This window comes from Natronospirillum operosum (genome assembly GCF_004768465.1).
In the GTDB taxonomy this organism is placed as follows: domain Bacteria; phylum Pseudomonadota; class Gammaproteobacteria; order Pseudomonadales; family Natronospirillaceae; genus Natronospirillum; species Natronospirillum operosum.
Window position 1 is genome coordinate 411,687 of record NZ_SRMF01000002.1, and the last position, 24,440, is coordinate 436,126.

At 61.4% G+C, this 24,440-nt stretch carries 20 protein-coding genes; 10 read left to right on the forward strand and 10 right to left on the reverse strand.

The features are described from left to right. Positions 1 to 386 precede the first annotated feature (386 nt). Positions 387 to 1,874, forward strand: a complete 1,488-nt coding sequence (locus E4656_RS08330) for a bifunctional 2-methylcitrate dehydratase/aconitate hydratase (RefSeq protein ID WP_135482734.1) — start codon at positions 387 to 389, stop codon at positions 1,872 to 1,874. A 10-nt stretch (positions 1,875 to 1,884) separates the two neighbouring features. Next, positions 1,885 to 2,790: an AEC family transporter gene (locus E4656_RS08335; RefSeq protein ID WP_135482735.1), complete on the forward strand. Its 906-nt coding sequence runs from the start codon at positions 1,885 to 1,887 to the stop codon at positions 2,788 to 2,790. Positions 2,791 to 3,151: 361 nt separating this feature from the next. Here the strand turns inward: E4656_RS08335 and E4656_RS08340 are convergent, their stop codons facing one another. After that, positions 3,152 to 3,706 carry an NADPH-dependent FMN reductase gene (locus tag E4656_RS08340; RefSeq protein WP_135482736.1) on the reverse strand — a complete coding sequence of 185 codons (555 nt, stop codon included), beginning with the start codon at positions 3,704 to 3,706 and terminating at the stop codon, positions 3,152 to 3,154. Positions 3,707 to 3,820: 114 nt separating this feature from the next. On the opposite strand from E4656_RS08340, the gene E4656_RS08345 reads away from it, so the two are divergent. Next, on the forward strand, positions 3,821 to 4,723 hold the full coding sequence (locus E4656_RS08345; protein WP_135482737.1) for a LysR family transcriptional regulator: 903 nt from the start codon (positions 3,821 to 3,823) through the stop codon (positions 4,721 to 4,723). A 9-nt stretch (positions 4,724 to 4,732) separates the two neighbouring features. On the opposite strand, the gene E4656_RS08350 is transcribed toward E4656_RS08345, so the two are convergent. Beyond that, on the reverse strand, positions 4,733 to 5,581 hold the full coding sequence (locus E4656_RS08350; RefSeq protein WP_135482738.1) for an SDR family oxidoreductase: 849 nt from the start codon (positions 5,579 to 5,581) through the stop codon (positions 4,733 to 4,735). Between the two features lie 93 nt (positions 5,582 to 5,674). On the opposite strand from E4656_RS08350, the gene E4656_RS08355 reads away from it, so the two are divergent. Next, complete coding sequence (locus E4656_RS08355; protein ID WP_135482739.1) at positions 5,675 to 6,061, forward strand: winged helix-turn-helix transcriptional regulator; 387 nt, start codon at positions 5,675 to 5,677, stop codon at positions 6,059 to 6,061. A 27-nt stretch (positions 6,062 to 6,088) separates the two neighbouring features. Here the strand turns inward: E4656_RS08355 and bluB are convergent, their stop codons facing one another. Beyond that, the gene (gene bluB, locus E4656_RS08360) at positions 6,089 to 6,763 is read right to left on the reverse strand and encodes a 5,6-dimethylbenzimidazole synthase (RefSeq protein WP_135482740.1); all 675 of its coding nucleotides are present in this window, start codon (positions 6,761 to 6,763) and stop codon (positions 6,089 to 6,091) included. A gap of 50 nt (positions 6,764 to 6,813) precedes the next feature. After that, entirely contained in the window at positions 6,814 to 7,704 is an 891-nt protein-coding gene (locus E4656_RS08365) for an NAD-dependent epimerase/dehydratase family protein (protein WP_135482741.1), read from the reverse strand. Between the two features lie 222 nt (positions 7,705 to 7,926). Here E4656_RS08365 and E4656_RS08370 point away from each other — a divergent pair, with 222 nt between their 5' ends. Beyond that, positions 7,927 to 9,399, forward strand: coding sequence for a 1-acyl-sn-glycerol-3-phosphate acyltransferase (locus tag E4656_RS08370; RefSeq protein WP_135482742.1), 1,473 nt, complete (start codon positions 7,927 to 7,929; stop codon positions 9,397 to 9,399). Between the two features lie 6 nt (positions 9,400 to 9,405). Here E4656_RS08370 and E4656_RS08375 read toward each other — a convergent pair whose 3' ends face one another. Next, positions 9,406 to 11,148 carry an acyl-CoA dehydrogenase family protein gene (locus E4656_RS08375; protein WP_135482743.1) on the reverse strand — a complete coding sequence of 581 codons (1,743 nt, stop codon included), beginning with the start codon at positions 11,146 to 11,148 and terminating at the stop codon, positions 9,406 to 9,408. Between the two features lie 36 nt (positions 11,149 to 11,184). Then, positions 11,185 to 12,957 carry an acyl-CoA dehydrogenase C-terminal domain-containing protein gene (locus tag E4656_RS08380; RefSeq protein ID WP_135482744.1) on the reverse strand — a complete coding sequence of 591 codons (1,773 nt, stop codon included), beginning with the start codon at positions 12,955 to 12,957 and terminating at the stop codon, positions 11,185 to 11,187. Positions 12,958 to 13,331: 374 nt separating this feature from the next. Here E4656_RS08380 and E4656_RS08385 point away from each other — a divergent pair, with 374 nt between their 5' ends. Then, complete coding sequence (locus E4656_RS08385; RefSeq protein ID WP_135482745.1) at positions 13,332 to 13,586, forward strand: hypothetical protein; 255 nt, start codon at positions 13,332 to 13,334, stop codon at positions 13,584 to 13,586. A gap of 16 nt (positions 13,587 to 13,602) precedes the next feature. On the opposite strand, the gene E4656_RS08390 is transcribed toward E4656_RS08385, so the two are convergent. Both E4656_RS08390 and E4656_RS08395 read right to left on the reverse strand, forming a co-directional pair. Beyond that, positions 13,603 to 13,857 carry a hypothetical protein gene (locus E4656_RS08390; protein ID WP_135482746.1) on the reverse strand — a complete coding sequence of 85 codons (255 nt, stop codon included), beginning with the start codon at positions 13,855 to 13,857 and terminating at the stop codon, positions 13,603 to 13,605. A 46-nt stretch (positions 13,858 to 13,903) separates the two neighbouring features. Next, positions 13,904 to 16,216, reverse strand: a complete 2,313-nt coding sequence (locus E4656_RS08395) for a transglycosylase domain-containing protein (protein ID WP_135482747.1) — start codon at positions 16,214 to 16,216, stop codon at positions 13,904 to 13,906. Positions 16,217 to 16,286: 70 nt separating this feature from the next. Between E4656_RS08395 and E4656_RS08400 the strand changes: the two genes are divergently transcribed. The 4 genes from E4656_RS08400 to E4656_RS08415 all read left to right on the forward strand — a co-directional run bounded on the left by E4656_RS08400 (position 16,287) and on the right by E4656_RS08415 (position 20,035). After that, positions 16,287 to 17,330: an adenosine kinase gene (locus tag E4656_RS08400; protein WP_135482748.1), complete on the forward strand. Its 1,044-nt coding sequence runs from the start codon at positions 16,287 to 16,289 to the stop codon at positions 17,328 to 17,330. 83 nt (positions 17,331 to 17,413) lie between these two features. Beyond that, positions 17,414 to 18,472 carry a GGDEF domain-containing protein gene (locus E4656_RS08405; RefSeq protein ID WP_135482749.1) on the forward strand — a complete coding sequence of 353 codons (1,059 nt, stop codon included), beginning with the start codon at positions 17,414 to 17,416 and terminating at the stop codon, positions 18,470 to 18,472. 57 nt (positions 18,473 to 18,529) lie between these two features. After that, on the forward strand, positions 18,530 to 18,742 hold the full coding sequence (locus E4656_RS08410) for a hypothetical protein (RefSeq protein ID WP_135482750.1): 213 nt from the start codon (positions 18,530 to 18,532) through the stop codon (positions 18,740 to 18,742). A 126-nt stretch (positions 18,743 to 18,868) separates the two neighbouring features. Continuing rightward, entirely contained in the window at positions 18,869 to 20,035 is a 1,167-nt protein-coding gene (locus E4656_RS08415; protein WP_135482751.1) for a transglycosylase SLT domain-containing protein, read from the forward strand. On the opposite strand, the gene E4656_RS08420 is transcribed toward E4656_RS08415, so the two are convergent. Then, positions 19,936 to 22,851 carry an FAD-binding and (Fe-S)-binding domain-containing protein gene (locus tag E4656_RS08420; RefSeq protein WP_135482752.1) on the reverse strand — a complete coding sequence of 972 codons (2,916 nt, stop codon included), beginning with the start codon at positions 22,849 to 22,851 and terminating at the stop codon, positions 19,936 to 19,938. The genes E4656_RS08415 and E4656_RS08420 overlap by 100 nt on opposite strands. Next, positions 22,848 to 24,431: a methyl-accepting chemotaxis protein gene (locus E4656_RS08425; protein ID WP_135482753.1), complete on the reverse strand. Its 1,584-nt coding sequence runs from the start codon at positions 24,429 to 24,431 to the stop codon at positions 22,848 to 22,850. The genes E4656_RS08420 and E4656_RS08425 overlap by 4 nt, the downstream gene beginning before the upstream one ends. Positions 24,432 to 24,440: the final 9 nt, after the last annotated feature.

Below are 24,440 nucleotides of genomic sequence, written 5' to 3' on the forward strand. Positions count from 1 at the left end.
GCCACCTGCTGTAGGCTGTGGCCCTTGCTCGCATGCGTGGCCAAGGGCCACAGCCTACAGATAAGCTGCCTTCGGAGGCCAATTACGCACAGGGTGGATCCGTCTGAGCCAGGCACATGCGGTGCGGCCGCCGCGCGGTGGTGCCCTGACCGCAGACCGTCTGCGCACAGGGATGTGCGCAGTCGAGCTGTCAGGGACGACGTTTTTTGCGTGTCTGCGGTCAGGGTACCCCGTAGAGGCGGCTTGGCTTATCAGTCTGGTAGTCACCCGTCAACCCATGGCGCTTAGGCCTATTCCGGGCGCGGTGCGTGGCCAAGGGCCACAGCCTACGAATCTGGCACCAGAGCCCAACAAAGAATCAACACGATCAGCAGAGAGAACACACTATGAGCGCAACATTCGACACCAACGAAAGACCCGATTACGACAAGGTGATTCAGGATATCGCCGACTATGTCCTGACCTATGACGTCACCAGTGAGGAAGCACTCACCACCGCCCGCTACTGCCTGATGGACACCCTTGGCTGTGGCCTGCTGGCGCTGCGCTTCCCCGAGTGCACCAAGCTGCTCGGTCCCGTGGTCGAGGGCACTCAGGTGCCGTTCGGCGCCCGGGTGCCCGGTACCGACCTCAGTCTGGACCCGATCAAGGGCGCCTGGGACATCGGCTGCATCATCCGCTGGCTGGATTACAACGACACCTGGCTGGCCGCCGAGTGGGGCCACCCGTCCGACAACCTGGGCGCCATTCTGGCCGTCACCGACCACCTGTCACAGCGGCGGGTCGCAGAGGGCGAAGCGCCCTTAACCGTCATGGACGTGCTGAAGGCCATGGTGCTGGCCCATGAAATTCAGGGCGTGATCGCGCTGGAAAACAGCTTCAACCGCGTTGGCCTGGACCATGTGCTGCTGGTGCGCGTAGCGTCCACGGCCGTCGCCGCCAAGCTGATGGGCGGCAACCGCGAGCAGATCATGGCGGCCGTCTCGCACGCCTGGGTCGATGGCTCGGCGCTGCGCACCTATCGTCATGCACCGAACGCCGGGTCGCGCAAATCCTGGGCTGCCGGCGATGCCACCTCGCGCGCCGTCAAGCTGGCCGACATGGCCATGCGCGGCGAGATGGGTGTCCCCGGTGCCCTGAGCGCGCCACAGTGGGGCTTCTACGACGTGTCCTTCAGCAAGACCAACCGTGACCAGAAGCTCAAGCCGGAAGGTGAGCGCCAACTCACCTTCAGTCAGACCTACGGCAGCTATGTGATGGAGAATGTCCTGTTCAAGGTGTCCTTCCCGGCCGAGTTCCACGCCCAGACAGCGGCCGAAGCAGCCGTGAAACTGCACAACCAGGTGAAGGACCGGCTCGATGATATCGACCGCGTTGTCATCCATACCCATGAAAGTGCCATCCGCATCATCTCCAAGGTGGGCAACCTGGCCAACCCGGCCGACCGGGACCACTGCCTGCAGTACATGACCGCCGTGCCGCTGGCCTTCGGCAACCTGATCGCCGAGCACTATGAAGATGACTTCCACCGAGCCAATCCGATCATCGATCAGTTGCGCGACAAGATGGAGGTGGTCGAGGAGCCGCGCTTTACCCGCGAGTATCTGGAAGCCGACAAGCGCTCCATCGCCAATGCGCTGCAGGTGTTCTTCAAGGATGGTTCCAGCACCGAACAGGTAACCGTGGAATATCCGCTGGGCCACCGCCGGCGCCGGGACGAGGCCAAACCGGAACTGGAGAGAAAGTTTGCGGCCAATCTGGCGACCCGCTTTACCGCCGGTCGCTCAGAGGCGATACTGACGCTGTTCAAGGACCCGCAGCGCCTGCATGACATGCCTGTGCACCGGTTCGTGGAGCAGTTTGTAACGGCCTGACAGGACTCTGATGGACGCCCTATTCAACGAGACCAGCCTGCAGCTGGTCCAGCGCATCTTTGGTGTTGTTTTCCCACTGGCGGCCATCGCCGCCGTGGGTTTTCTGTATGCGCGCAAGCGCCCGACCGACATGGCGGTGGCCAACCGCATCAACATCGATGTGTTCATTCCGGCGCTGATTTTCTCGGTCATGGCGTCCAGTGATTTTCGCCTGCTGGACTATCTGCCGCTCGCTTTCGGAGCTCTGGTGGTGGTGCTGGGTTCAGCGCTCGTTGCCTGGCCGTTCTGTCGCTGGCTGGGCGTCGCACCCAAGACCCTGCTGCCGCCGATGATGTTCAACAACAGCGGCAATCTGGGCATACCACTGCTGGTACTGGCATTCTGCGAAGCCGCCCTGCCGGCGGCCATTGTCATGTTCGTGGTCAGCAATCTGCTGCATTTCACCTTCGGCATCTACATTCTCGAAGGCCACAGCCGACCGCTGCAGACGTTGCGCATGCCGATCATTCTGGCCACCTTTGCCGGTGTGGTCTGGAGTGTGTGGAATCTGCCGCTGCCGGAGCCGCTGTTCATTTCCATCGACATGCTGGGCCAGATTGCCATTCCGCTGATGCTGTTTGCACTCGGCGTGCGCATGACAGATGTGGATTTCAGTCAGTGGAAGCTGGGTCTGTGGGGCACGGTGCTGTCACCGCTGAGCGGTCTGATTCCGGTGCTGCTGTTGCAGCCCTTGCTGCAGCTGGATGCACAGCAGTTCGGGTATCTGCTGCTGTTCGCAGCACTGCCACCGGCGGTGCTCAACTATATGCTGTCGGAGAAGTACCAACAGGAGCCGGACAAGGTGGCTGCCATGGTGCTGATGGGCAATATCGGCAGCCTGCTGTTCATCCCTGTGGTGCTGGCGTTTATTCTCTAGCCATGCCTCCGCATCCGTGCAGGCTGTGTGGTCCGACGTTTCGGCCCTTGGCCACGCATCGCCCAGATCGGTCCCTTTTTGCCTATGGTGCCAATCGGACCGTCGCCACGCCCGGGCACATGCCCTGTGAGACACGCAAAATACGTCATCCCTGACAGCTCGGTTGCGGCCGTCCCTGGCCGCAAACGGTCTCACAGGGCATGCACCCGGCAGGCGACTCTTATCGCGCCTCCCCAACGCAGGGGCCTGCGGCCCCATCGCGCACGGGGCCGAAACGTCGGACCGGATCTCCTACGGTGGTTATGTTCCGTAGGAGGCCAGCCCCCTGGCCGATGGCGGCGTCAGCCGCCTTTGAACCGATTTAACGCAGGGTCTTCATCGCACCGGCCCAGCGCACCAGGTCTTTCAGCATGGTGTTGAGGGCGTCGACCTGCATGTCCTGCGGCTTGAAGGTACTGAAGTTTTCGAAATCGGTATACAGCGACAGCTGCACCTGGTCACGCACGTGCGCCAGGCGGACTTCGGAGGCGATCTGACGCAGGTGCTCTACCGCCCGTACACCACCGGCCGAACCGTAACCGACAAAGCCGGCGGCCTTGTCGTTCCACTCCTGGTTCAGGTAATCAAAGGCATTCTTCAGGGCTGCCGACGTACTGTGATTGTATTCGGGGGTCACAAATACATAGCCGTCGTATTTGCTGACCGTGGCGGCCCACTGCCTGGTGTGTTCATTGCTGTACTGCCCCATCAGAGCCGGCATTGGCTCGTCCAGCAAGGGCAGATCGAAATCTGCAATGTCCACCAGTTCGAATTCGGCACCTTCCACCTTGTGTGCATGATCCAGCACCCAATGGGCAACGGCTGCATTGACACGGCCAGGACGTGTACTTCCAGTTACTACGGCGATCTTGAGCATGGTTGATCCTCTGTTGTCACAATTAACTATCGATGCGGCCAGTATGATGACTATCCAGAGTCAATCAACACCGTTACTATTGATAGATCGTTTACTATAGAGAAACCATAAAACATGGATACATTGCTCAGCATGCGCGTGTTTCAGGCTGTTGTGGACCACCATGGTTTTTCCGCTGCGGCGGACCACCTGGACCTGTCGAAGGCCATGGTCAGCAAACACATCATGCATCTGGAGCGCCGCCTGGGCGCCCGTCTGCTGAACCGCAACAGCCGCCATCTCAGCCTGACGGAGCCGGGACGCACCTATCTGCAGCGTTGTCGCAGTGTGCTGGAGGAACTGGACGAGGTAGAGGCCGTCATCTCGCGCGCCAATGTAAACCCGCGTGGAGAAATCCGGGTCACGGCTCCGATGTGGCTGGCCAATACCGAGTTTACCGGCCTGCTGAGTGAGTTTCGCACCCTGTATCCGGAAGTGACCTTTGATTTCGATATCAGCGGCCGCTTTGTCGATATCGTCGAGGAGGGCTTCGATCTCGCCCTGCGCGCCAGCCAGACCCTGAACCCCAGCCTGATTGCGCGACCGCTGCTGGCCATGCCCTTTCGGCTGGTGGCGTCACCGGACTATCTTCAGCGGCGCGGTCATCCAGAAAAGCCAGCCGACATGAGAGCGCACGATATGCTGACCTATTCACTGGTCAGCAAGCGGGGCCAGGCGCGCCTGCATGGGCCCGAAGGAGAGGTCACGCTGCGCATGACCTCCGTGATGGCCAGTAACAATGAATTCCTGCTCTATCAGGCCGCACTGCAGGGCATGGGGGTCGGGCTGCTGCCGGAAGGGCTGGTCAGTCACGATCTGGCAGCGGGTCGACTGTGCGAACTGCTGCCGGACTATCGACTGCCAGCCCCATCGCTGTATGCCGTCTACACCAGCCGCCGCTACATGACATCCAAAATCCGGCTGTTTATCGACTTTCTGTCGGCTCGCATGGGGGCACATATGTCAGTGCCCCGGTAAACGACGCTGCTACAGGGCTGCCTTTACTGCCGCCTCCCAACCCTGGGTCGGCCGGCCAATCAGCGTGCTCAGTTGCTTGCCATCCTCGAACAATGCGCCCTTTGAGACACCCGTATCCGCGTTGGCCAGTATTGCGGCAAAGGCTTCCGGCAAGCCCGCGCCCACCAGCACGTCCTTGTATTCGCTCTCCGGCAGATTGACGTAGTTGACGGTCTTGCCACTTTGACGTGAAATCTCGGCGGCCAGATCGCTCAGGGTGTAGGCAGTGTCGCCGGCAAGTTCATAGACCCTGCCGGCCTGATTGTCGCTGGCCAGTGCAACAGCTGCGGCTTCTGCATAGTCCGCACGCACAGCAGACGAAATACGCCCGTCACCGGCACAGCCATAGACTGCACCGAGCGCCAGCGCCGTGCCAATACCCATGGTGTAGTTCTCGGTGTACCAGCCGTTGCGCAGTATGACTGACGGCAGACCTGACGCCTTGATAGCGGCCTCGGTTTCACGGTGTTCTTCGGCCAGGGTGAGCATACTGATGTCGGCATGCAGGATGCTGGTATAGGCCAGCAGCTGTACCCCGGCACGCTTCGCGGCAGCAATGACATTCTGGTGCTGCTGTATACGCTGACCCACTTCACTGGAGGAGATCAGCAATACCCTGTCTGCACCCTGCAGCGCCGCGTCCCAACCGGTCGGGTCGTTATAGTCGGCCTGGCGAACCTGCACGCCCAACGCCGCGATATCTTCGGCTTTTTCAACATTGCGCACCGCAGCGACAAGGCTGGATGCAGGCACTTTTTGCAGCAATGAATCAATCACGAGACGGCCCAGTTGCCCGGTTGCGCCAGTAATTACGATCATGGTTTCCACCTCACTTTTGCGTGTTTCGATTGGAGATGGCGAGCATATCCACTATGATTACTTTTTGTAAGTACACACAAAAAGGTAAGTTTAATGTCCAATACCGAGAGCGGAACTCTCTCCGCGGCTTTCAACCGCGGCAAAGTCATGTCCAGGGATTGCCCTTCCCGGGCGATTCTCAAGCATGTAACCAGTCAATGGGGTGTGCTTGTACTGGTGGCACTGATGGAAGACACCCATCGTTTCAGTGCGTTGCGCCGCAAGATCGGCGGCGTCAGCGAGAAAATGCTGGCTCAGACACTGCAGCAACTGGAGCAGGACGGATTCGTGCACCGTGTTTCCTATCCTGTGGTGCCGCCCCATGTGGAGTATTCGCTGACCCCGCTGGGCAAAGATATAGGGCGTCGAGTAGCTGACCTGGCTGACTGGATCGAACTGAACCTCCCAACCATCATCAAGGCGCGTCAGTCACTGGCCTGAAACCGGCGCGCCAGCCCGCACGGGATTTCATTCGGTACTGTACGGCTGGCCCCATACATCCCCATGCAGCAGTTCCTCCAGGGGGAGCCGTGAGCGCCAGCCTTTGGCTTCCAGTTCCGGCCGGTCGAGAAACTCGCTCACATAGCCCAGGCACAGATAGGCCACCGGATACACATCGGTCGGCAGTTTCAGCGTGGCGCTCAGTTCGTCCTGATCGAGAATACTCACCCAGCCAACGCCAATGCCTTCGGCCCGGGCCGCCAGCCAGAGGTTCTGCACGGCCAGGCAGACGCTGAACAGATCGGTCTCCAGCACGCTGTTGCGCCCCAGCACATGCGTGCCGCCACGGCTGCGGTTACAGGTGATGCAGAGGTTCAGCGGGCTGTCCATAATGCCCTCGAGCTTGAGCCGGCTGTACAGGGTCTTGCGCTCCCCGGCGTAATTCTCGGCGGCCTTCTGATTCTCCCGCTCGAATATGGCCTGCACGTCCTGCCTGACCTCACGACTTCTGATGACAATAAAATCCCAGGGCTGCATGAAGCCCACCGAAGGGGCATGGTGCGCCGCCTGCAACAGCCGCTCGAGCAGGTCCGGCGCTATCGGGTCGGGCAGAAACTGCGAGCGCACATCACGGCGCTCGTGGATAGCGCGATACAGTCCCTGTCTTTCGGTAGCGGAAAATCGATGGTCGGATGTGGTCATGCCAGTGTCCAGCGTTGATATTGAAACATTCTGCGCCTATTGCGTCCCCCTCAGGGTGACAGCACATCGCGCCAGGAGTGCTGCGGTCTGAAACCAACCATTTCCCGCGCCTTGTTGTTGGCATAGAAGGTTTCGTTCTCGCCCATGGCCCGCTTCTGCGGCACGCCCTGATAAAAGCGATCGATCACCTCCCGGGTTGAGAGGCCGACCGACAGATCATCATTGGCCACGTTGAACACTTCATACCCCAGGCCATCCGTCTGCAGGCAGGACTCGACCATATGGCCGAGATCGCGGGCATCTATGTAGGCAAAGATATTACGTCGACGCAATGCCGGGTTGTCCATGAAGGCCGGAAAGTTGACTGCATACTCATGCGGCTCGATCACATTGTTGATGCGCAGGCCATAGATGTCGATGCCGGTGCGGGCCTGAAAGGAACGTGCGGTGACCTCGTTGACCACCTTCGACATGGCATAGCTGTCCTGCGGTATGGTCGGATGCTCTTCGTCCACCGGTATATAGTCGGGCTTCATTTCGCCATCGGCAAAGCAGATACCATAGGTGGTCTCCGAGGAGGCAAAGACCACCTTGCGGATACCCAGTTTGGTCGCCGCATCCAGCACGTTGTAGGTGCTTTGGGTGTTGATGCGGAAGGTTTCGTTGTCGGGCCTGAGCATGATGCGCGGCACTGCGGCAAAGTGCACCACGGCATCGTAACGCGGTACGCCGGTACCGGGTTCCAGTTCGTCGAAATCGGCATAGGCCGACAGGGCATTGAACACCTGCCCGGCATCGGTCAGGTCCACCTGCAGGAAGTCGGCACCCGGCAGGTCAGCAGCCACCAGGTCGGCGTTGGTGACCCTGTGCCCCTGCGCCAGCAGGTAGGCTATGGCATGGCGCCCGGCCTTGCCGCTGCCGCCGGTGAAGAAAATTCGCATCGGTTCGCGCTCCTCTGATCCCTGGTTGTTTCGCCCGTCGGTTTCCCGGGCATCGCCGTAGAATACACACTGCGGCCACTCTTTTCACAGGGTATGCAGTCAATACGGGCCCGCCCTGAACGTGTTCTGCACGAGCCGCCGCCCCTGCAATGGGGTAGCGGCTTTGAGGCCGCGCACAACCATGTATAATCGAGCCAACTCTGGAGGCAGCATGGAGCCTGAATGACGCTTTATTCGGTAATGCGGCAACTGCTGAAATTTGCTACCCGACTGTATTTCGTCGAGGTTGGCACAGTAGACAAGGACAAGGTACCCGCAGCAGGCCCGGTTATACTGGCGGCCAATCACCCCAGTTCCATCCTGGATTCGGTGCTGCTGGCAACAGAGCTGCCACGGCCGGTGCACTACCTGGCCAAGAGTGAACTGTTCAAGTCCCCACTGCTGTCCGCTCTGTACAAGCGTATCGGTGCGGTGCCCATTGAACAGGGTCTGCAACCGGAAAAGCACGAGCAGACGTTTCTGCGTCTGTACGAACTGCTGGAAAACCAGCGCTGTGTGGGCATTTTCCCGGAAGGACGCAATTCACCGCAGATGCAGGTGGCCAAGTTGCGTACCGGCACGGCGCGCATTGCCTTTGGCGCTGAAAAACGCAACAACTGGGAATTGGGCCTGAAGGTAGTGCCGGTGGGGCTGAACTTCGAAAGCCGGGAACTGTTTCTGTCTGCCGTTCAATTGCGCTTTGGAGACCCAATCTCCGTCGGGGACTATCGCGCCGCCTATGAAGAAAATCCCAAGGTGGCCATTCGCGCGCTGACCACCCGTATGGAGCAGGAACTGCGCGAGCTGACCCTGCATATTGAAGATCGTCGCCTGACCCGTCTGGTGAAGGATCTGGGCGAGCTGTACAGCTCCGAGGTCAACGCGCGCAAGGAGAACCCGGACACCGAGCATCACCCGATCAAGCGCAGCCACAGCCGTCTGGGCCGTCTGGGGCAGAAACTGCTGTCATGGTTCCGCCCCCAACTGCTGGAGCCCATGGATATCGCCAGCAATCTGAAAGGGCGCCAGCAGATTTCCCGCACGCTCAGCTGCGCCAACGAGCAGGAGCCGCAGGCGGTCGAGGACCTGCGCAACCGGGTCGACCGCTACCAGGCTCACCTGCGCCAGACCTATCTGCGGGACGATCTCAAACAGAGCTTCGACCAGCCCATCAAGGAGCGGCTGATTCGCCTGCGCATGACGCTCTATGCGCTGCTGATGGCCCCCATTGCCGTGTTCGGACTGGTGCACAATATCGTGCCCTATCTGTTCAGCCTGTATCTGGGTCAGCGCTTCAGTGACGAGGCGGTGCGGGGGTTTGCCTATTTCGGCGTCGGTGTACTGGCCTTTGCCTTTACCTACACTCTGTTCGGCTTCTGGATGTGGCAGTTCACCGATCGCAGCCTGGCCGGCAGCCTGATCTATCTGGCCACACTGCCGCCCACCGGCTTCGTCTGCTTGCGTTATCGCGGCCGGGTGATGCAGTACCGGGACAAGATACTGGTGCGGACCTTTTTCCGCACCAACGAGAACATGACAGCGCTGCTGCGCGAGGAGCGCGGGGAAATCATCGAACGGCTCGAATGGCTGCACGAAAAGTACGGCAATGGTGACAACGACGGCAACGAGGCCGGGTCAGCAACTGACCCGGCCTGAGTGCCCTTACAGTCTGGGGGTCATCAATACCGTGCTGTCACAGGCCAGACGCTGCATCAGCGCCGCGGTCTGCGGCCACAGCCAGGCAAAGTAGAAACGCGCCGTGGCTGGCTTGTCCAGTTCGTCGGCACCTTCGGCAGCGGCCATCCTGAGCCACAACCAGCCATAGGTCAGCAACCCGATCAGTTCCATCAGATTGTAGGCCTGAGTGCCGGCCAGATTCGGATCTTCACTGTCCAGCCACTGCTGCACCTGCTGTTCCAGCTCGGTCATCAGTTGCTCCACGGCTGCGGCCTCATCGGCAAAATCGGTGTTCACCACCGCCGCCAGATCTTCCCTGATGTCGGCAAAGAGGTCCTGCAGCCATTCGCCCCGATTCAGCAGTACCTTGCGGCCGATCAGATCCATGGCCTGAATACCATTGGTGCCTTCGTAAATCTGGGCAATCCGCACATCGCGCACGGCCTGCTCCATACCCCACTCGCGCACATAGCCATGGCCGCCAAACACCTGTTGGCCCAGCACGGTGCTGTCCAGGCCGCGGTCGGTAAAGAACGCCTTGGCCACCGGCGTCAGCAGCGCCACCTGACCCTGGGCCCGACGGCGCACGTCCGCATCCGCATGGAACTTCGCCCGATCAAGCTGGCTGCCGACATGAACGGCCAGCGCGCGACCGGCTTCGACCCAGGCTTTCTGGGTCAGCAGCATGCGCCGCACATCCGGGTGCACCACAATGGGGTCAGCGCGTTCTTCGGTGCGCAGCTTCCTGTCGGCCGCTTTCGACTGCACCCGTTCGTGCGCATAGGCCAGCGACTGCTGCAGTGACCAGTCCGCATGGCCGATACCCTGAATGCCGATGGACAGGCGTTCATAGTTCATCATGGTGAACATGTACTTGAGCCCCTCATTGGGCTCGCCCACCAGATAGCCCACAGCATCGTCAAAATTGAGCACGGCCGTGCTGCTGCCCCTGATACCCATCTTGTGCTCGATGGAACCGCACTGCACGCCGTTGCGCTGGCCCGGGTTACCAGCGTTGTCCAGCAGGAACTTGGGCACCACGAACAGACTGATGCCCTTGGGACCATCCGGTGCAGCGGGCAGGCGGGCCAGCACCAGATGAATGATGTTCTCGGTCAGATCCTGCTCGCCGCCGGTGATGAAGATCTTGGTGCCGGTCAGGCGCCAACTGTCGCCTGCGGGTTCGGCCCGGGTGCGCAGCATGCCGAGATCCGTACCCGCATGGGGTTCGGTCAGGCACATGGTGCCAGCCCAGCGGCCTTCATACATGGGCGGCAGATAGGTGGTTTTCAGGTCGTCACTGGCATGGCTGTTCAGGGCCAGACAGGCCCCGGCAGTCAGCACACTGTAGAGCGCCATGGAGGCATTGGCGGCATACTGCATTTCTTCAAACAGGACGGTCAACCCCTTGGGCACGCCCTGGCCGCCATAGTCCACCGACCCGCCGAGGCCGACCCAGCCGCCCTCGGCAAAGGTCTGCCAGGCCTCCCGGAAGCCTTCGGGTGTGCTGACAGCGCCGTCCTGCCACTGGCAGCCCGCCTCGTCGCCACTGCGATTCAGTGGCGCCCACACCTGTGCACAGACCTTGCCGCCCTCTTCCAGAATGGCAGCTGCCAGTTCCGCGTTTATTTCACTCAGGTCGTCCATAGCGGCCCACTGGGCCGGCAGATCAAAGACGCTGTTGAGCAGAAAGTGCGCATCTGCAAGTGGTGGTTGATAGTCTGCCATCGTTTGCCTCCGGTATTTTTCAGTGCAGGGCGTTGGTCAGAACGCCCCTTCATCCATGGCCATCAGGTTGTCCAGGCCCGACAGCATGGCTGCCTTGTGTGCTTCCGCACGCGGCAGGATACGCTCAAAGTAGAAGCGTGCCGTATCCAGCTTGGCCTGATAGAAGGTCTTGTCTTCTGCTCCAGCCAGTTGCTCCTGCGCCGCCAGCGCCATACGCGCCCAGTAATACGCCAGGCTGACATAGCCCGAGTACATCAGGTAATCATAGGCCGCACCGCCCACTTCTTCCTTGTTCATCATAGCCTTCATGCCGATCTTGGTGGTGATGTCACCCCAGTCCTTGTTGTAGGCATTCAGCGTCTTGATCAGGGGCTTGATGCCCCTGGCACCGTCGTTGGCCTTGCAGAACCGGTGCACAATCTTGGTGAAGTTCTTCAACAGCTGGCCCTGGGTCATCAGTACCTTGCGACCGAGCAGGTCCAGCGCCTGAATGCCGGTGGTACCCTCATACAGGGTGGAGATGCGCGCATCACGCACGATCTGCTCCATGCCCCATTCCTGGATGTAACCGTGGCCGCCGAACACCTGCACCCCGTGGTTGGACGCTTCCAGACCGGCTTCGGTCAGGAAGGCCTTGGCAATCGGCGTCAGGAAGGACAGCAGATCATCGGCCGCCTGCCGCTCTTCCTCGTCCTGTGCGCTGTGGACCAGATCCACCTGCTGCGACAGATGATAGAGCATGGCGCGTCCTCCTTCCGCAAAGGCCTTCTGCGTCAGCAGCATGCGGCGTACATCCGGGTGTACAATGATGGGATCTGCAGGGCCATCGGGGTTCTTCGGACCCGCCAGTGACCGCATCGCCAGACGATCTTTGGCATAAGCCAGAGCGCCCTGATAGGACAGCTCGGCCGAAGCCACGCCCTGCATGGCAGTGCCGATGCGGGCAAAGTTCATGAAGGTGAACATGCAGTTCAGGCCCTTGTTCTCGGGGCCGATCAGAAAGCCGGTGGCCTCGTCGAAGTTCATCACGCAGGTGGCGTTGCCGTGGATGCCCATCTTGTGCTCCAGCGCGCCGCACTTGACCGCATTGCGGGTGCCGTCCGGCAGGATCTTGGGCACGATAAACAGCGAGATGCCCTTGGTGCCGGCCGGAGCACCGGGCAGACGGGCCAGCACGATATGGATGATGTTCTCGGCCATGTCGTGATCGCCGGAGGAGATGAAGATCTTGCTGCCGCTGATGCGGTAGCTGCCGTCATCAGTCGGCTCGGCGCGGGTTTTCAGCAGCCCCAGGTCGGAACCGCAATGGGCTTCTGTCAGGCACATGGTGCCGGTCCATTCACCGGTACTCAGCCGGGTCAGATAGATTTCCTTCTGCTCGTCGGTACCGTGAATGGCCACAGTATTGCGTGCGCCATGGCTCAGACCCGGATACATGGACCAGGCCCAGTTGGCGGTACCGGCCATTTCGGACACGATATGACCCACGGATTCGGGCAGCCCCTGGCCACCGAATTCGGCCGGACTGGACAGTGACGGCCAGCCGTTCTCGACATACTGCTGATAGGCCTCGCGGAAACCGGCCGGGGTGGTGACCCCGTCTTCTGTCAAAGTGCAGCCTTCCTGGTCGCCGCTCTGGTTCAGCGGCGCCAGCACCTGCTCACAGAAGCGAGCGCTCTCGGCCATGATGGCTTCCAGCATGTCACGGCTGGCATCCTCGGCACCGATGCGGGCGTAATGGTTTTCGGCGTCATAGACATCAAACAGCAGGAACTGCATGTCCTGCAGCGGGGCTTTGTATTCTGGCATGGTCGGTTCTCCAATGGGGCCGGCGGCCCGATTCAAACAGTTGTTTGAAACATAAGTTTGAATCCATCGACGGTCAATGCGGGGCTGTCAAAGGCATGATGCCAGGCAGGCAATGCCACTTCGTCAGGGGGCATTGTTGCCCTCCCGGAACAGGCTCCGAACCCGACATCGGGTTGCCAGTGGCAGGCACCTGACGCAGGACAGCAGATGCAATGGATTGGTCAAAAGCCAATGAATTTTTCTGGACATTTGTCCGCACAGCGTCCATAAATTCAGGTAACAAAGCGCCCGACCGCATTGCCTGTCGCTGTGCGGTCAACACCCCAGGGCGGTCTGTTTGGGCTGCGGCCCGTACGTTGTTCGGAGGTGAGTGTATGGGACAACTGGACACCACACGTCGCTCGCATGTCTACGAGCTGCTGAAAGAAAACGCCATTGGGCCCGAAGAACTGGCCTATTGCCTGGGCAAGGAGCCCAAGGTCATGAATGCCATGCTGCGGCAGGGCAGTCATCTGCATATTTCCGATGATCTGGCCCGCCAGATCGAGCAGGCGTTCTCCAAGCCGGCCTACTGGCTGGACGGCGAACTGGACAGTCACGACGAGCCCGGCTCGGTCACTCAGCACTGAGGGGCCTAGTACCAGGTCAGTCCGGGTCTTCAGGTTTCGGGCCGACATCACAGCTGTCGTCCAGCGTCAGGGCGCCACTCTCCATGGCCTGCAGAATCTGCTCGGCCTGCGCCCGGTCTTCCGGATCCACCTGCAGCAGCACTTCCACCATGGCGTGGCTGATATGCTGCAGCGCGCCATGGTCCAGCCTGGCCGTCACGCCTTCCGCGCGCAGTCGCCCCAGCGCCAGTTCCGCTTCTGTGGTATCGAGATAGTGCCGCAGAGTATCCATGCACGAAGTCTAGTGCCTGCCCACCCCATAATGCCAGTCTGCCGGCTCAGAACCAGCGCCTGAGCCATTGCCAGCGTCCGTTGCTCTCTGTTTCCGGACTGCCTTGCTGCGGCCTGTTGTCATCACCACAGCGATACCGCGCCGACTCCATGGCCGCATCCGCACGCACGGCCAGGCGCAATGTCTGACAATCACCGAGCCAGTAGTCGCCGGGGCTGTCCGGGTGCCAACTGATCCAGCGCAGGCTGGAGTGCAGAATATCGGGTTCCAGTGTCGGTCTGGCCACCTCGGCCATCAGGTCGGTCCAGAGCCGCAGCGAACCGGTGCTGCCGGTCAACGGCAGCGCCTGGTTGTCATCGGTACCGATCCAGACCACGCCAAGCAGGTGCCCGGCTTCACCGGCAAACCAGCTGTCACGCTGACCGTCAGAGGTGCCGGTCTTGCCGGCCGGTTTCAGCTCCGGCGCCAGACTGCGGCCCGCGTGGGCACCGGTGCCGGCCTGAGCGGTCAGGGCCAGGCCAGAGCGCAGGCTCTGCGCCATGGCGCCATCGATCACTGTCTGCTCGCGCACCCGGAACTGACCCAGCACGCGGCCATCGGGCTCTGTCACCGCCACAATGCTGGTCAGGGGCGACAGATAGCCGCCTGACACCATGGGCTGATAAATCTGTGCAATGTCATAGGGGCTCATGTCGACCGCGCCCAGAATGACCGAGGGAAACACCGGCAACTGGCGGCTGTAACCCAGGCGTTCGATGCTGTCCAGCACCTCGCCCAGGCCCAGTTCCATACCCGCTCGGGCCGCCGCCTGATTGTAGGACAGCGCCAGGGCCTCCCACATGGGCACTTCACCGTTCGAATTCAGGTCGAAGTTGGTCGGGGTCCATTCGGAGCCATCGCGGCCGACCACGATCACCGGGCTGTCATCAACCGGCGTCAGCCAGTGCTGGCCGGACTCCATCGCCGCCAGATACAGAGGTGGCTTGAGCAGGGAGCCGACCGGCCGCCGGGCATCCAGAGCCCGATTGAAACCGCCCGGAATGCTGTTACGTCCGCCAATGACGGCACGCACGGCGCCGGTGCTGCGATCGGCCAGAATCAGCGCGCCCTGCAGACTGCCGGCGGCAATGCCATACTGCTGTTCCAGCGCAGACAGCTGCCGCGTCATGGCGGCCTGGGCCCGGTCCTGCGCATAGATGTCGATGGTGGTGTGAATATGCAGCCCGTCATGGCTCAGCACTTCTTCCCGATACCACAGCCGCAATTGCCGCCGCACCAGATCCAGTGCCGCGGCATGCGGCCCCTGCCCCATGCCCGGATTGAGTCGCAGGCCTTCACGCCGGGCCTGAGCATGCTGGTTGGCGGTGATCACACCCTGCTCATGCATGACATCCAGCACCAGATTGCGCCGCGCCATGGCCCGCTCCGGATTGCGCACCGGCGAATAGAAGGTCGGCCCCCGCAGCATGCCGATCAGCATGGCCTGCTGAGCCAGTGACGTTTCATTCAGCGGGCGGCCGTAGAAGTGTTGCGCCGCCAGCCCGAAACCGTGGATGGACCGGGTGCCATCCTGCGCGATGAACACCTCGTTCATGTAGGCTTCGAGAATGGTTTCCTTGTCGACATGCAGTTCCAGCTGCACCGCCATGATGGCTTCGATGCCCTTGCGCCACAGGCTCTGATCTGCGGTCAGGAACATGTTCTTGATCAGTTGCTGGGTCAGGGTCGAGCCGCCCTGCTCCACGCGGCGTGAGCGCAGATTGGCCTGCAGGGCGCGGCCGATACCGACCAGGGACACCCCCCGATGCTGGAAGAAGCGCCGGTCCTCCACCGCCACCAACCCCGCCACCAGGGTCGGCGGCATGCTCTCCAGGCGTTCTATCACGCGGTCCTCGGCATGCACCGGCGAGATATGACCCAGGCTGGGCGGTGCCAGACGGGCGCTCATCACGCGCTCACCATGGCGGTCTTCGAGTCGGGTCAGGCGCTCACCGGAAAAATGCAGTCGCAACTGACGGGCGGATTCGGCACCGTCCCAGAAGTCGTAGGCCCGGGTAAAGAGTTCGATATCATTGACCCCCACCCGATAATCGCCGGGCCCGGCCACTTCGGGCACCGGGCGATAGCCCATGCGGTCCAGCCACCAGAGCACTTCGTTCATCTCCAGCTCACCGCCGGCACGCAGCTCCAGCGGCGCACCGTAGACGCGTGCCGGCACGGACCAGGTGTGCTCGTTGAAACGTGCACGCACATAGAAATCGAGATAGACCACCAATGCCACACCCAGCACCAGCCCGACCACGGCCAGCTTCAGCAGAATACGGCCGGCCTGGCGCCAGCGTGAAGGTTTGTACGGCATAGGGGGCTCAGTTAGACTGCCTGCAATCAACCCCTATTATGCGGCACCCGGACTACAGGAGAACACCCCTATGACACCAGGCAGCGCCTCCGCATGCGATATATTTGCACTGGGTCACGCCGTGGTGGATGTCGAATTCGAGGTATCGCCCGATTTGCTGGCGTCACTGGGGTTTGAGCCCGGCGCGCGCTATCTGATTGATGAAGGTCAGTTCCAGATTCTCCATGCGGCTCTGCAGGCGCCGGGCGCGGAAGCCCGCTGGATTGCCCAGACCGGTGGTGGCAGTGCCGCCAACGCCATTGTCACGGCCCAGAGGCTGGGTGCCCAATGTCATTTCGCCGGCAAGCTGGCGCGCGATGCGGCCGGCTGGTTCTATCAGCAGACGCTGCAGAATGAAGGCGTTCAGGTCCCCGATACACCACTGGCCGACGGCATCAGCGGGCATTGTCTGGTCCTGGTCACACCGGATGCCGAACGCACCATGGTGCTTTATCTGGGGGTGACCACGGAGCTCGAATCCAGCTACGTCGATCTCAATGCGCTCGGCCAGGCAGGATGCCTGTACCTGGAGAGCTATCTGGTCACCGACCCGGTAGCGCGCGACACGGTTGGCCACGCACTGGATACGGCCGCCCGCCAGAAGCTGCCGGTCATTGTCAGCCTGTCCGATGCCGGCATTATCCAGCAGTGGCGAAACGACCTGCAGCGCTGGTTCCAGCCCCCGATCGATCTGCTGCTGTGCAACGAGTCGGAAGCACTGGCCTGGGCTGAGACCGCAGACCTCGGTGGCGCGCTGGGTACCCTGCTCCAGTTGGCTCACAAGGTGGTTGTGACCCGGGGTGCCAGTGGGGCTCTGGTCGCAGAGGCCACCGGACATACAGAGCTGGCAGCCCCCCGAGTGCAGGCCGTCAGCGCCCTGGGCGCCGGCGACACCTTTGCCGGAGCAGTGCTGTTTGGTCACTACCAGCAGCACTGGCCACTGCTGCGGGCCGCCGAGTTCGCAATCCGCTGCGCAGCGCGCAAAGTCGAGTTCAACGGACCCAGGCTGGCACGCGAACAGTTGATTTGGGTATACAGTCAATTTTTGAACAGCGATAATAAAAATACGGGCTGACGTCAGTCCACACAGCCCGAACAACAATGGGCTACCATACAGGGACAGCCTGCATTGCAGGCTGCCCGAGCGGAGTCTGACTGATGCAACAGGACTACAAGGGCCATCACAGCCTGCCTGAAGCGGAATTCAACATTGCGGATGACCATCGTCGGCTGATGATCCGGCTGCTGTTTGTCCTGGCGTCCATTGTGGTCCTGACCTTCAGCCTGCTCAACTTTCTGGAAGGCCTGCGTATTCTGCCCGCCATTCAGCTGTGCTGCGGGTTGTTTGGTCTGGCTTCACTGCACCGGATACAGAAAACCCGCCATCTGACGCGCTGGACGTTCTGGTTTCTGCTGACCCTGTTCATCATAGTGACGTTCGCGGTATATACCGTGGACGGCAGCGATACCAACTTCGTCTGGATCTACATCATGCCGGTCCTGGCCTATTCAATGCTGGGCCTGCGTCCCGGCCTGCTGCTGTCCCTGCCCTTCGTGCTGATCTGCATCGGTGGCCTCATCTGGCATTACTGGAACATCTATGAGGTGCTGACAGCACGGACTATCGCCAACCTGGTCAACCTGGCAGCAGCTGGCCTGCTGGTCATACTGTTCATGCACTATTACGAACGGGGCCGGGCGGACACCCAGCGCCAACTGCTGCACATGGCGGCCACCGATGCCTTGACCAACCTGCCCAACCGGGGTGAGTTTCAGCGCACCCTGCGCAGCACCATTGCGCACAGCACCCGCAAGAACACACCCTTCACGCTGATCGTGCTGGATCTGGATCACTTCAAGCAGGTCAATGACACCCATGGGCATGATGCGGGCGATCAGGTACTGAAGCAGTTGGGACACTGTCTGCAACGCAATATCAGAGCCTCCGACTTCGTGGCCCGCCTCGGCGGTGAAGAGTTCGCCATCATATTCCGGGATGCCGCCGGCAATGAGGCCGGCACGCTGGCAGAATCCATTCGCCAGGCCATCGCGGACATGCCCTTTCATTATGATGACACCGGGCTGTCACTGCGGGCCACGCTGGGCGTGGCCACCTTCCCGGACGACGGCAAGGACTCGACAACCCTCTACAAGATGGCGGATGAACGCCTCTATCGCGGCAAGCGCGAAGGCCGGGACCGGGTGGTCACGGCCTGATCACCTGCTGTCATCCCGCAGTAATCAAATCGTCACAATGTCGGCTTTCCGCGCAGCATGCGCAAGGTGGACCGCAAGAACCGGCAGGTGCGGGTGCAGTGGGCACTGGAAACAGTCGGCCTGAGCACGGTGTCCACCTTCGTGTTCAAGCAGTTCGAGCAGGACTCACCCGGCCTGGGCATGGCCATGAGTGTGGTGGCCATTTTCACCACCACGGCGCTGATACTGGGCCTGACTGCCTTCAGTCGCAAGAAACTGATGATCGGCTAGTGGCTCAGAGCAGTGTCGAACCAACCAGACAGGACACTGTGCACAGAGACTGCAAAGACGCTGAAGACGGGGCGCTAAATCGTTAGTCTGGCCCTTCACTGACTGGTTGCCGGATACTCTCTCACCATGCGTCGTCGAACCCTGACTCTCTGGGTGACTCTGTTCGGGCTGCTAAGCGGCTCCGGCCTGGCAGAAACACCATCATCCGAGACCCTGGTCGGCACTGAAGCAATACAGGCCGCGCCGGAGCCGCTGGCGCAATGGCATGACGTTATCCGCCAGACCCCCTACTGGATCAGTCAGGGTGTGCATGAGAACCTGCGCACCATCCGCCTCTGGGTACTGACCAACAGGGGGTACTGTGAACAGCCGGAGCGTCACATCCTGTTTGATGTCCGAGCCACGTTTCAGGGCTATCTGAACAACGGCGAAGACACCGATGCCACCCAGCGCCAACTGAACGAACTGCGAGCAGCATTGGCGGCTGACGGCACCCTGGAGGCCTGGGTGCCTGGCAGCAGAGGCGTCACCGGCTATCCGCTGGCACTGAGTTGTGACCAGCCCGATGCCCGGCTGCAGGCCGCGCTGGACCGCTACACCGGAGCCGATTCAGAGGCGATGTTCTGGGGCACCTGGGACGGCATGCAGGTGGGCAGCGCAGACAACCGGGTGTCGCTGCATGAAGCCATCAAGATTGTCTATCAGACGCGCCGCGAGCAGGGCCGCATTGAACTGCCGGAAGAGGTGCTGAGTACGCTGGCCGGCAAGGTGATCATAGAAAGCGGCGGCTTGAGCAATGCCCACTCGGCGGCCAATGCACGTGGCATCATGCAACTGACGCCGGCGGCGCTGGGCGACTGCGAGATAGCGGAGCGCTTCCACTTCCATCGCATTGCGCAGATCGACTGCGCCATGCGGCTGCTGGAGCAGAATCACCGCAATCTGTACCCCACGTTCGAGGATCAGTTCGGTCACCTGCCGGAAGACAAGGCCGAGCACCTGTACAACCTGCTGTTGCTGCAGGCCTACCATGGCGGCGTGGGCCGCGTGCGGGCCTTGATGACCGATGATGAACTGCGCGGTGCGGCGGACTATTTCGCCCACCATCATGAACAGTTCTCGGCTGGTGACATCGCCCTGGGCATGGTCTTTCACAATCTGGGGCGCAATTTCCTCGGTACCGCTTCCCTGTATTATCTGGTCGATGTGTCCATAGCTTCAGAAGCCGCCTGTTCCGCGCTGTCTGACCTGGCGGGCTGCGAGCCATTCACTGCTCCGGACGCAGACACCTGATCAACCAGATAGAGGATGGACTGGTACGGAATGCCGGCGTGTTCACTGAGCCCTATTTCACAGGTCCGGCTGTTGGAGAAACCGCGCTGACAAGCGTCCACCTCCGTAGCCAGGTCCTGCAATGCCGAGGCATTCAATTCCGGCACTTGAAAGCCCTTGTCGCCGGCAAAGCCGCAACAGGTTACTGAAGCCGGCAGCACCACCTCGCGCGCGCAGGCGCGAGCCAGGCCAATCAGCGCCTCACCCTGACCCATGCGGGTAGTCGAACAGGTCACATGCAGCGCTATGGTCTCTTCTGCCGGCGTGATGGCCAGTCGAGGCAACAGCTGCTGATGGATGAAAGTGGCCGGTTCGACAATCTGCAGGCCGCTGTCCTGCGCTTCCAGCAGCGTCTGCACGCAGGGGCTGGTGTCACAGAGAATCGGCAGGCGGCCGTTTTCCGAAGCCAGACGCAGGGCATCGAGCGCCTCTTCGCGTTTGCTGTGCGCCACCTCGAACAACCCCCTGGACTTGAACGGCATGCCACAGCACAGGCTGTCTGTCGTCGGCGGCACAATCACGTCATACCCGGCCTTGTGCAGAATCGACAGCACCACATCGTGCACCGACCGGGTATCGGGGTCGCCTGGTGCCGGGCCAACGACACGGGTCACACAGGCGGGCAGGTAAACCACGGCCGGGCGCCCGCTGCGAACCGTGGTCTGTGTGCGGGCCAGCAAGCGCTGCCCGGAGGTGCCGGCGCGTCCCATGCTGGGCGACCAGCGCCCCACAGCACCACCACTTATCCTGTTGACCACGGCGGCCCCGGCAGCCACCACGCCATTGCCCAGCAGAGCGCGGCCAAAACCGGCCATGCGCAGACCAACCCGCATGCCTCGGGTGACACCGGCAAAATGCAGACTGATCTGTTGCGCCACTGCTTTCTTGCCCTGATTCTGCTCGCTGCGAATCGCCCGCACCAGATCGCCGGTGTTGATGTCCACCGGGCAGCGCAGTTCACACAGTCCGTCGGCGGCACAGGTATCCAGACCCTGATACTGATAGTCCTCGCGCAAGCGCTGCAGGCGTGCCGGGTCTTCGCCCGTGCTGTCGAGGCGACTCATTTCGCGCCACAGGACGATGCGCTGGCGCGGCGTCAGGCTGAGGCGGCGTGACGGGCAGACCGCCTCACAGAAACCGCACTCGATGCATTTGTCGATCAGCTCATGGGCGGCCGGAATCGGCTTCAGATTCTCCACATGCAGGCGCGTATTGTCGGACAGGATGACATCGGGGTTGAGCAGATTGAGCGGGTCAAACAGCTTCTTCAGCGTTTTCATCAACGCATAGGCGTCACTGCCCCATTCCATTTCCACAAAGGGCGCCATATTGCGTCCGGTGCCATGTTCGGCCTTCAGCGAGCCGCCGTAGCGCACGGCCACCAGTTCCGCCACTTCCCGCATCAGGCCATCGTAGCGCTCAACGTCCGCATCGGTTTCGAAGCTCTGCGGAAACACAAAGTGCAGGTTGCCTTCCAGCGCATGGCCGAGCACGGTGGCATCGTGGTAGCCGTATTTCTGCAGCAGCGCCTGCACCCCCAGCACACCGTCGGCCAGGTGCTCCATCGGGAAGGCCACATCCTCGATCAGACAGGTGGTACCGATCACCCGCTGGGCACCGATGGCAGGGAAAATGCCCTTGCGGATCTGCCAGTACAGTTCATAGGTGACCGGGTCCTGCGTGAACTGCACCGGCGCCAGCAATCTGGCGCCGTCCACCGCTGCTGTAACCACCTCGACGCCGGCAGCCACTTCGGCATCATCCTGCCCCCGTACATCTATCAACAGCGCACAGGCCTCGTCCGGCAGGTGCTGCAGCTCTGCCGGCATACCCGGACGATCGGCCACCGAGCGCAGGGAGTTGCGATCCAGAAGCTCAACGGCGGCCACCGGTGCGGTCTGCTCCTTGAGCGCACGCGTGGCCTCACAGGCGGCCCGAATGTCCTCGAAATAGACCAGTGCAGCTGCTTTATGGGCATGATCGGGCACGGTGTTGTAGGTAATCTCGCTGATAAAGGCGAGTGTGCCTTCCGAGCCGATCAGCAGATGCTTCAGGATATCCACCGGCTCGGCGTAGTCGACCAGCGCATTGAGGCTGTAACCAGTGGTGTTCTTGAGCCGGTACTTGTGTCGGATCTTGTCGGCCAGTGGCTGATTGCAGCGCACCTGGGTGCCCAGGTCTGCCAACCGTGCCAGCAGCTTGGCATGGGTACGGGCAAAGCGGGCGCGCGAGGCCGGGTCGGCCGTATCCAGCACGGTGCCATCAGCCATGATCACACGCATGTGGCGCACGGTCTGATAGCTGTTCTGGGCCGTACCGCAGCACATGCCCGAGGCGTTGTTGGCGGCAATACCGCCAATCATGCAGCTGTTGATGGAAGCCGGGTCGGGGCCGATCTTGCGCCCGTACGGCATCAGCCAGGCATTGGCCTGCGCCCCTATCACACCCGGCCCCAGCCGGATGGCCTGACCGTCTTGCAGTATCTCGTGATGGTTCCAGCCATTGCCGAGCAGGATCAGCACCGAGTCGGTCACCGCCTGTCCGGACAGAGAAGTGCCGGCGGCGCGGAAGGTCACCGGAGTACCCCAGTCGCGGCAGGCCTGCAACACCTGACTGACCTCCTCTTCGGACTCGACACGCACGACCAGTTGCGGAATCAGGCGATAGAAGCTGGCATCCGTGCCGTAGGCCAGGGTGCGCAGCGGATCATGAATCAGGCGTTCCTCCGGCAGGAAGGACTTCAATGTCTTGAGCAGTTGCTGATGTGGCCTGTTCATGATGCGGTCTCGGTCTCGCGGTTGTCTTCAAGAATCAGTTCCGGGTCGAAGCCCATGACGAGTGCGCCCCAGTGCTCACCATTGATGTAAAGGGGCAGCGATATGTCATTGAGTATCTCTCCGGTATCCCGGATATAGGTCTGCAACAGGAACGGCCGGGTGTTGCGCGCGCGCCGCTGCTCGGTTTCATTGCTGAAATACTGCCTCTGGTCACGGCTGTAAAGCAGATCCTGCGCCGGATCACCTGTCGGCGGTCGAGACACTTCGGCGTGATGGACCGCCAGGTAACCATTGATATCCACAATCAGACTGTAGGCCGTGCCCGGAAAAGCCCGTTTGCTGTCATCCACTGCCTGCTGGAAAGCGGACTTGAACGCCTCCACATAGCGGGTCAGGAACTGTTGCGGGTCAGTGTCCGGCACCGGCACATAGTCGCGATCGAAAACCGGCACCCCCTCGGTCTGCAGCTGCGCAAGCTGTTGTTCAAACCAGGCCTGGAGCTGCCGCCGCTGGTCCAGAACCTCCTCGAGTCGGCCGCTGCCGGTTCGGTAGTCTGCCAGCAGGCCCAGGGTCTCTTCGGTCGCCTCGCGCAGGCTGGCAGAATGGTTGTCCGACTGCCTGATCTCCGCCGCCAGGTCACGACCCAGTGTCTGAATATCTCCGCTGCGTCGGTGTATCTCCCTGTTGGTCACACTGATCTGCTCAATGGAGGATCCGATGGCCAGCAGATCATCATGCGTTGTTTCCAGGCCCTGCACCATGTGATCGAACTGTTCGGTTGCGCCCTGAACCAGACGCTGGGTTTCGGCATTGTGGTCCAGCAGTTCAGCGGTACCCTGCTCGGTCTGCTGTACCTGTTGTGACATGGCATCAATAATGCCGGCAATATCATCGGTCGCACTGGCCACCTTCTCGGACAGGTCACGCACCTCTTCAGCCACCACAGCAAAGCCGCGCCCGTGCTCCCCGGCCCGGGCTGCCTCGATCGCAGCATTCAGGGCCAGCAGGTTGGTGCGACTGGAAAAGCCCTGCACCAGTTCCAGGATGTCCCGAATACGGGTGGAGCTGTCGTTGAGGCCGGTGACCGTCCCCTTGAAGCCGTCAATCAGATCCGTTGTGGTGCCAATCCGCTCGGCCACCTGATTCAGGGATCGGTTGCTGTCGCGCACGGTGTCCATATTGCGGGAGTTCAACTCCGAGATGGTCGCCGTGCGCTCGGTGATATCCTCCAGCGCCGTTGCCGTCTCACTGCTGCTGGTGACGATCAGTTCGGAAAACTCTTCCTGCCGGTCCGCACTGGCATGCGCCTGTTGGGTGACCTTGCGCAGGCGAGTCGATTCGACAGCGACCCTGACACTGTGCGCACGCAGGTAACCCAGGGTGCCGCGCAGGCGATCCAGCAGCCTGCGGTGCCGTTGCCGCAGTGCACTCGCCGGCAACCAATCGACCGCAGTGTCGGCGGACAGGTCTGTCAGGTCCGGCTGGGCCTGGCTGGCGGCAGATCTGAACCGATTCCACAGTCGGCTCAGGCCCGCCTCTGTATATGCGGCGGCTTTACGCCGCATCGCTGAATCACTCATGCTGCGTGC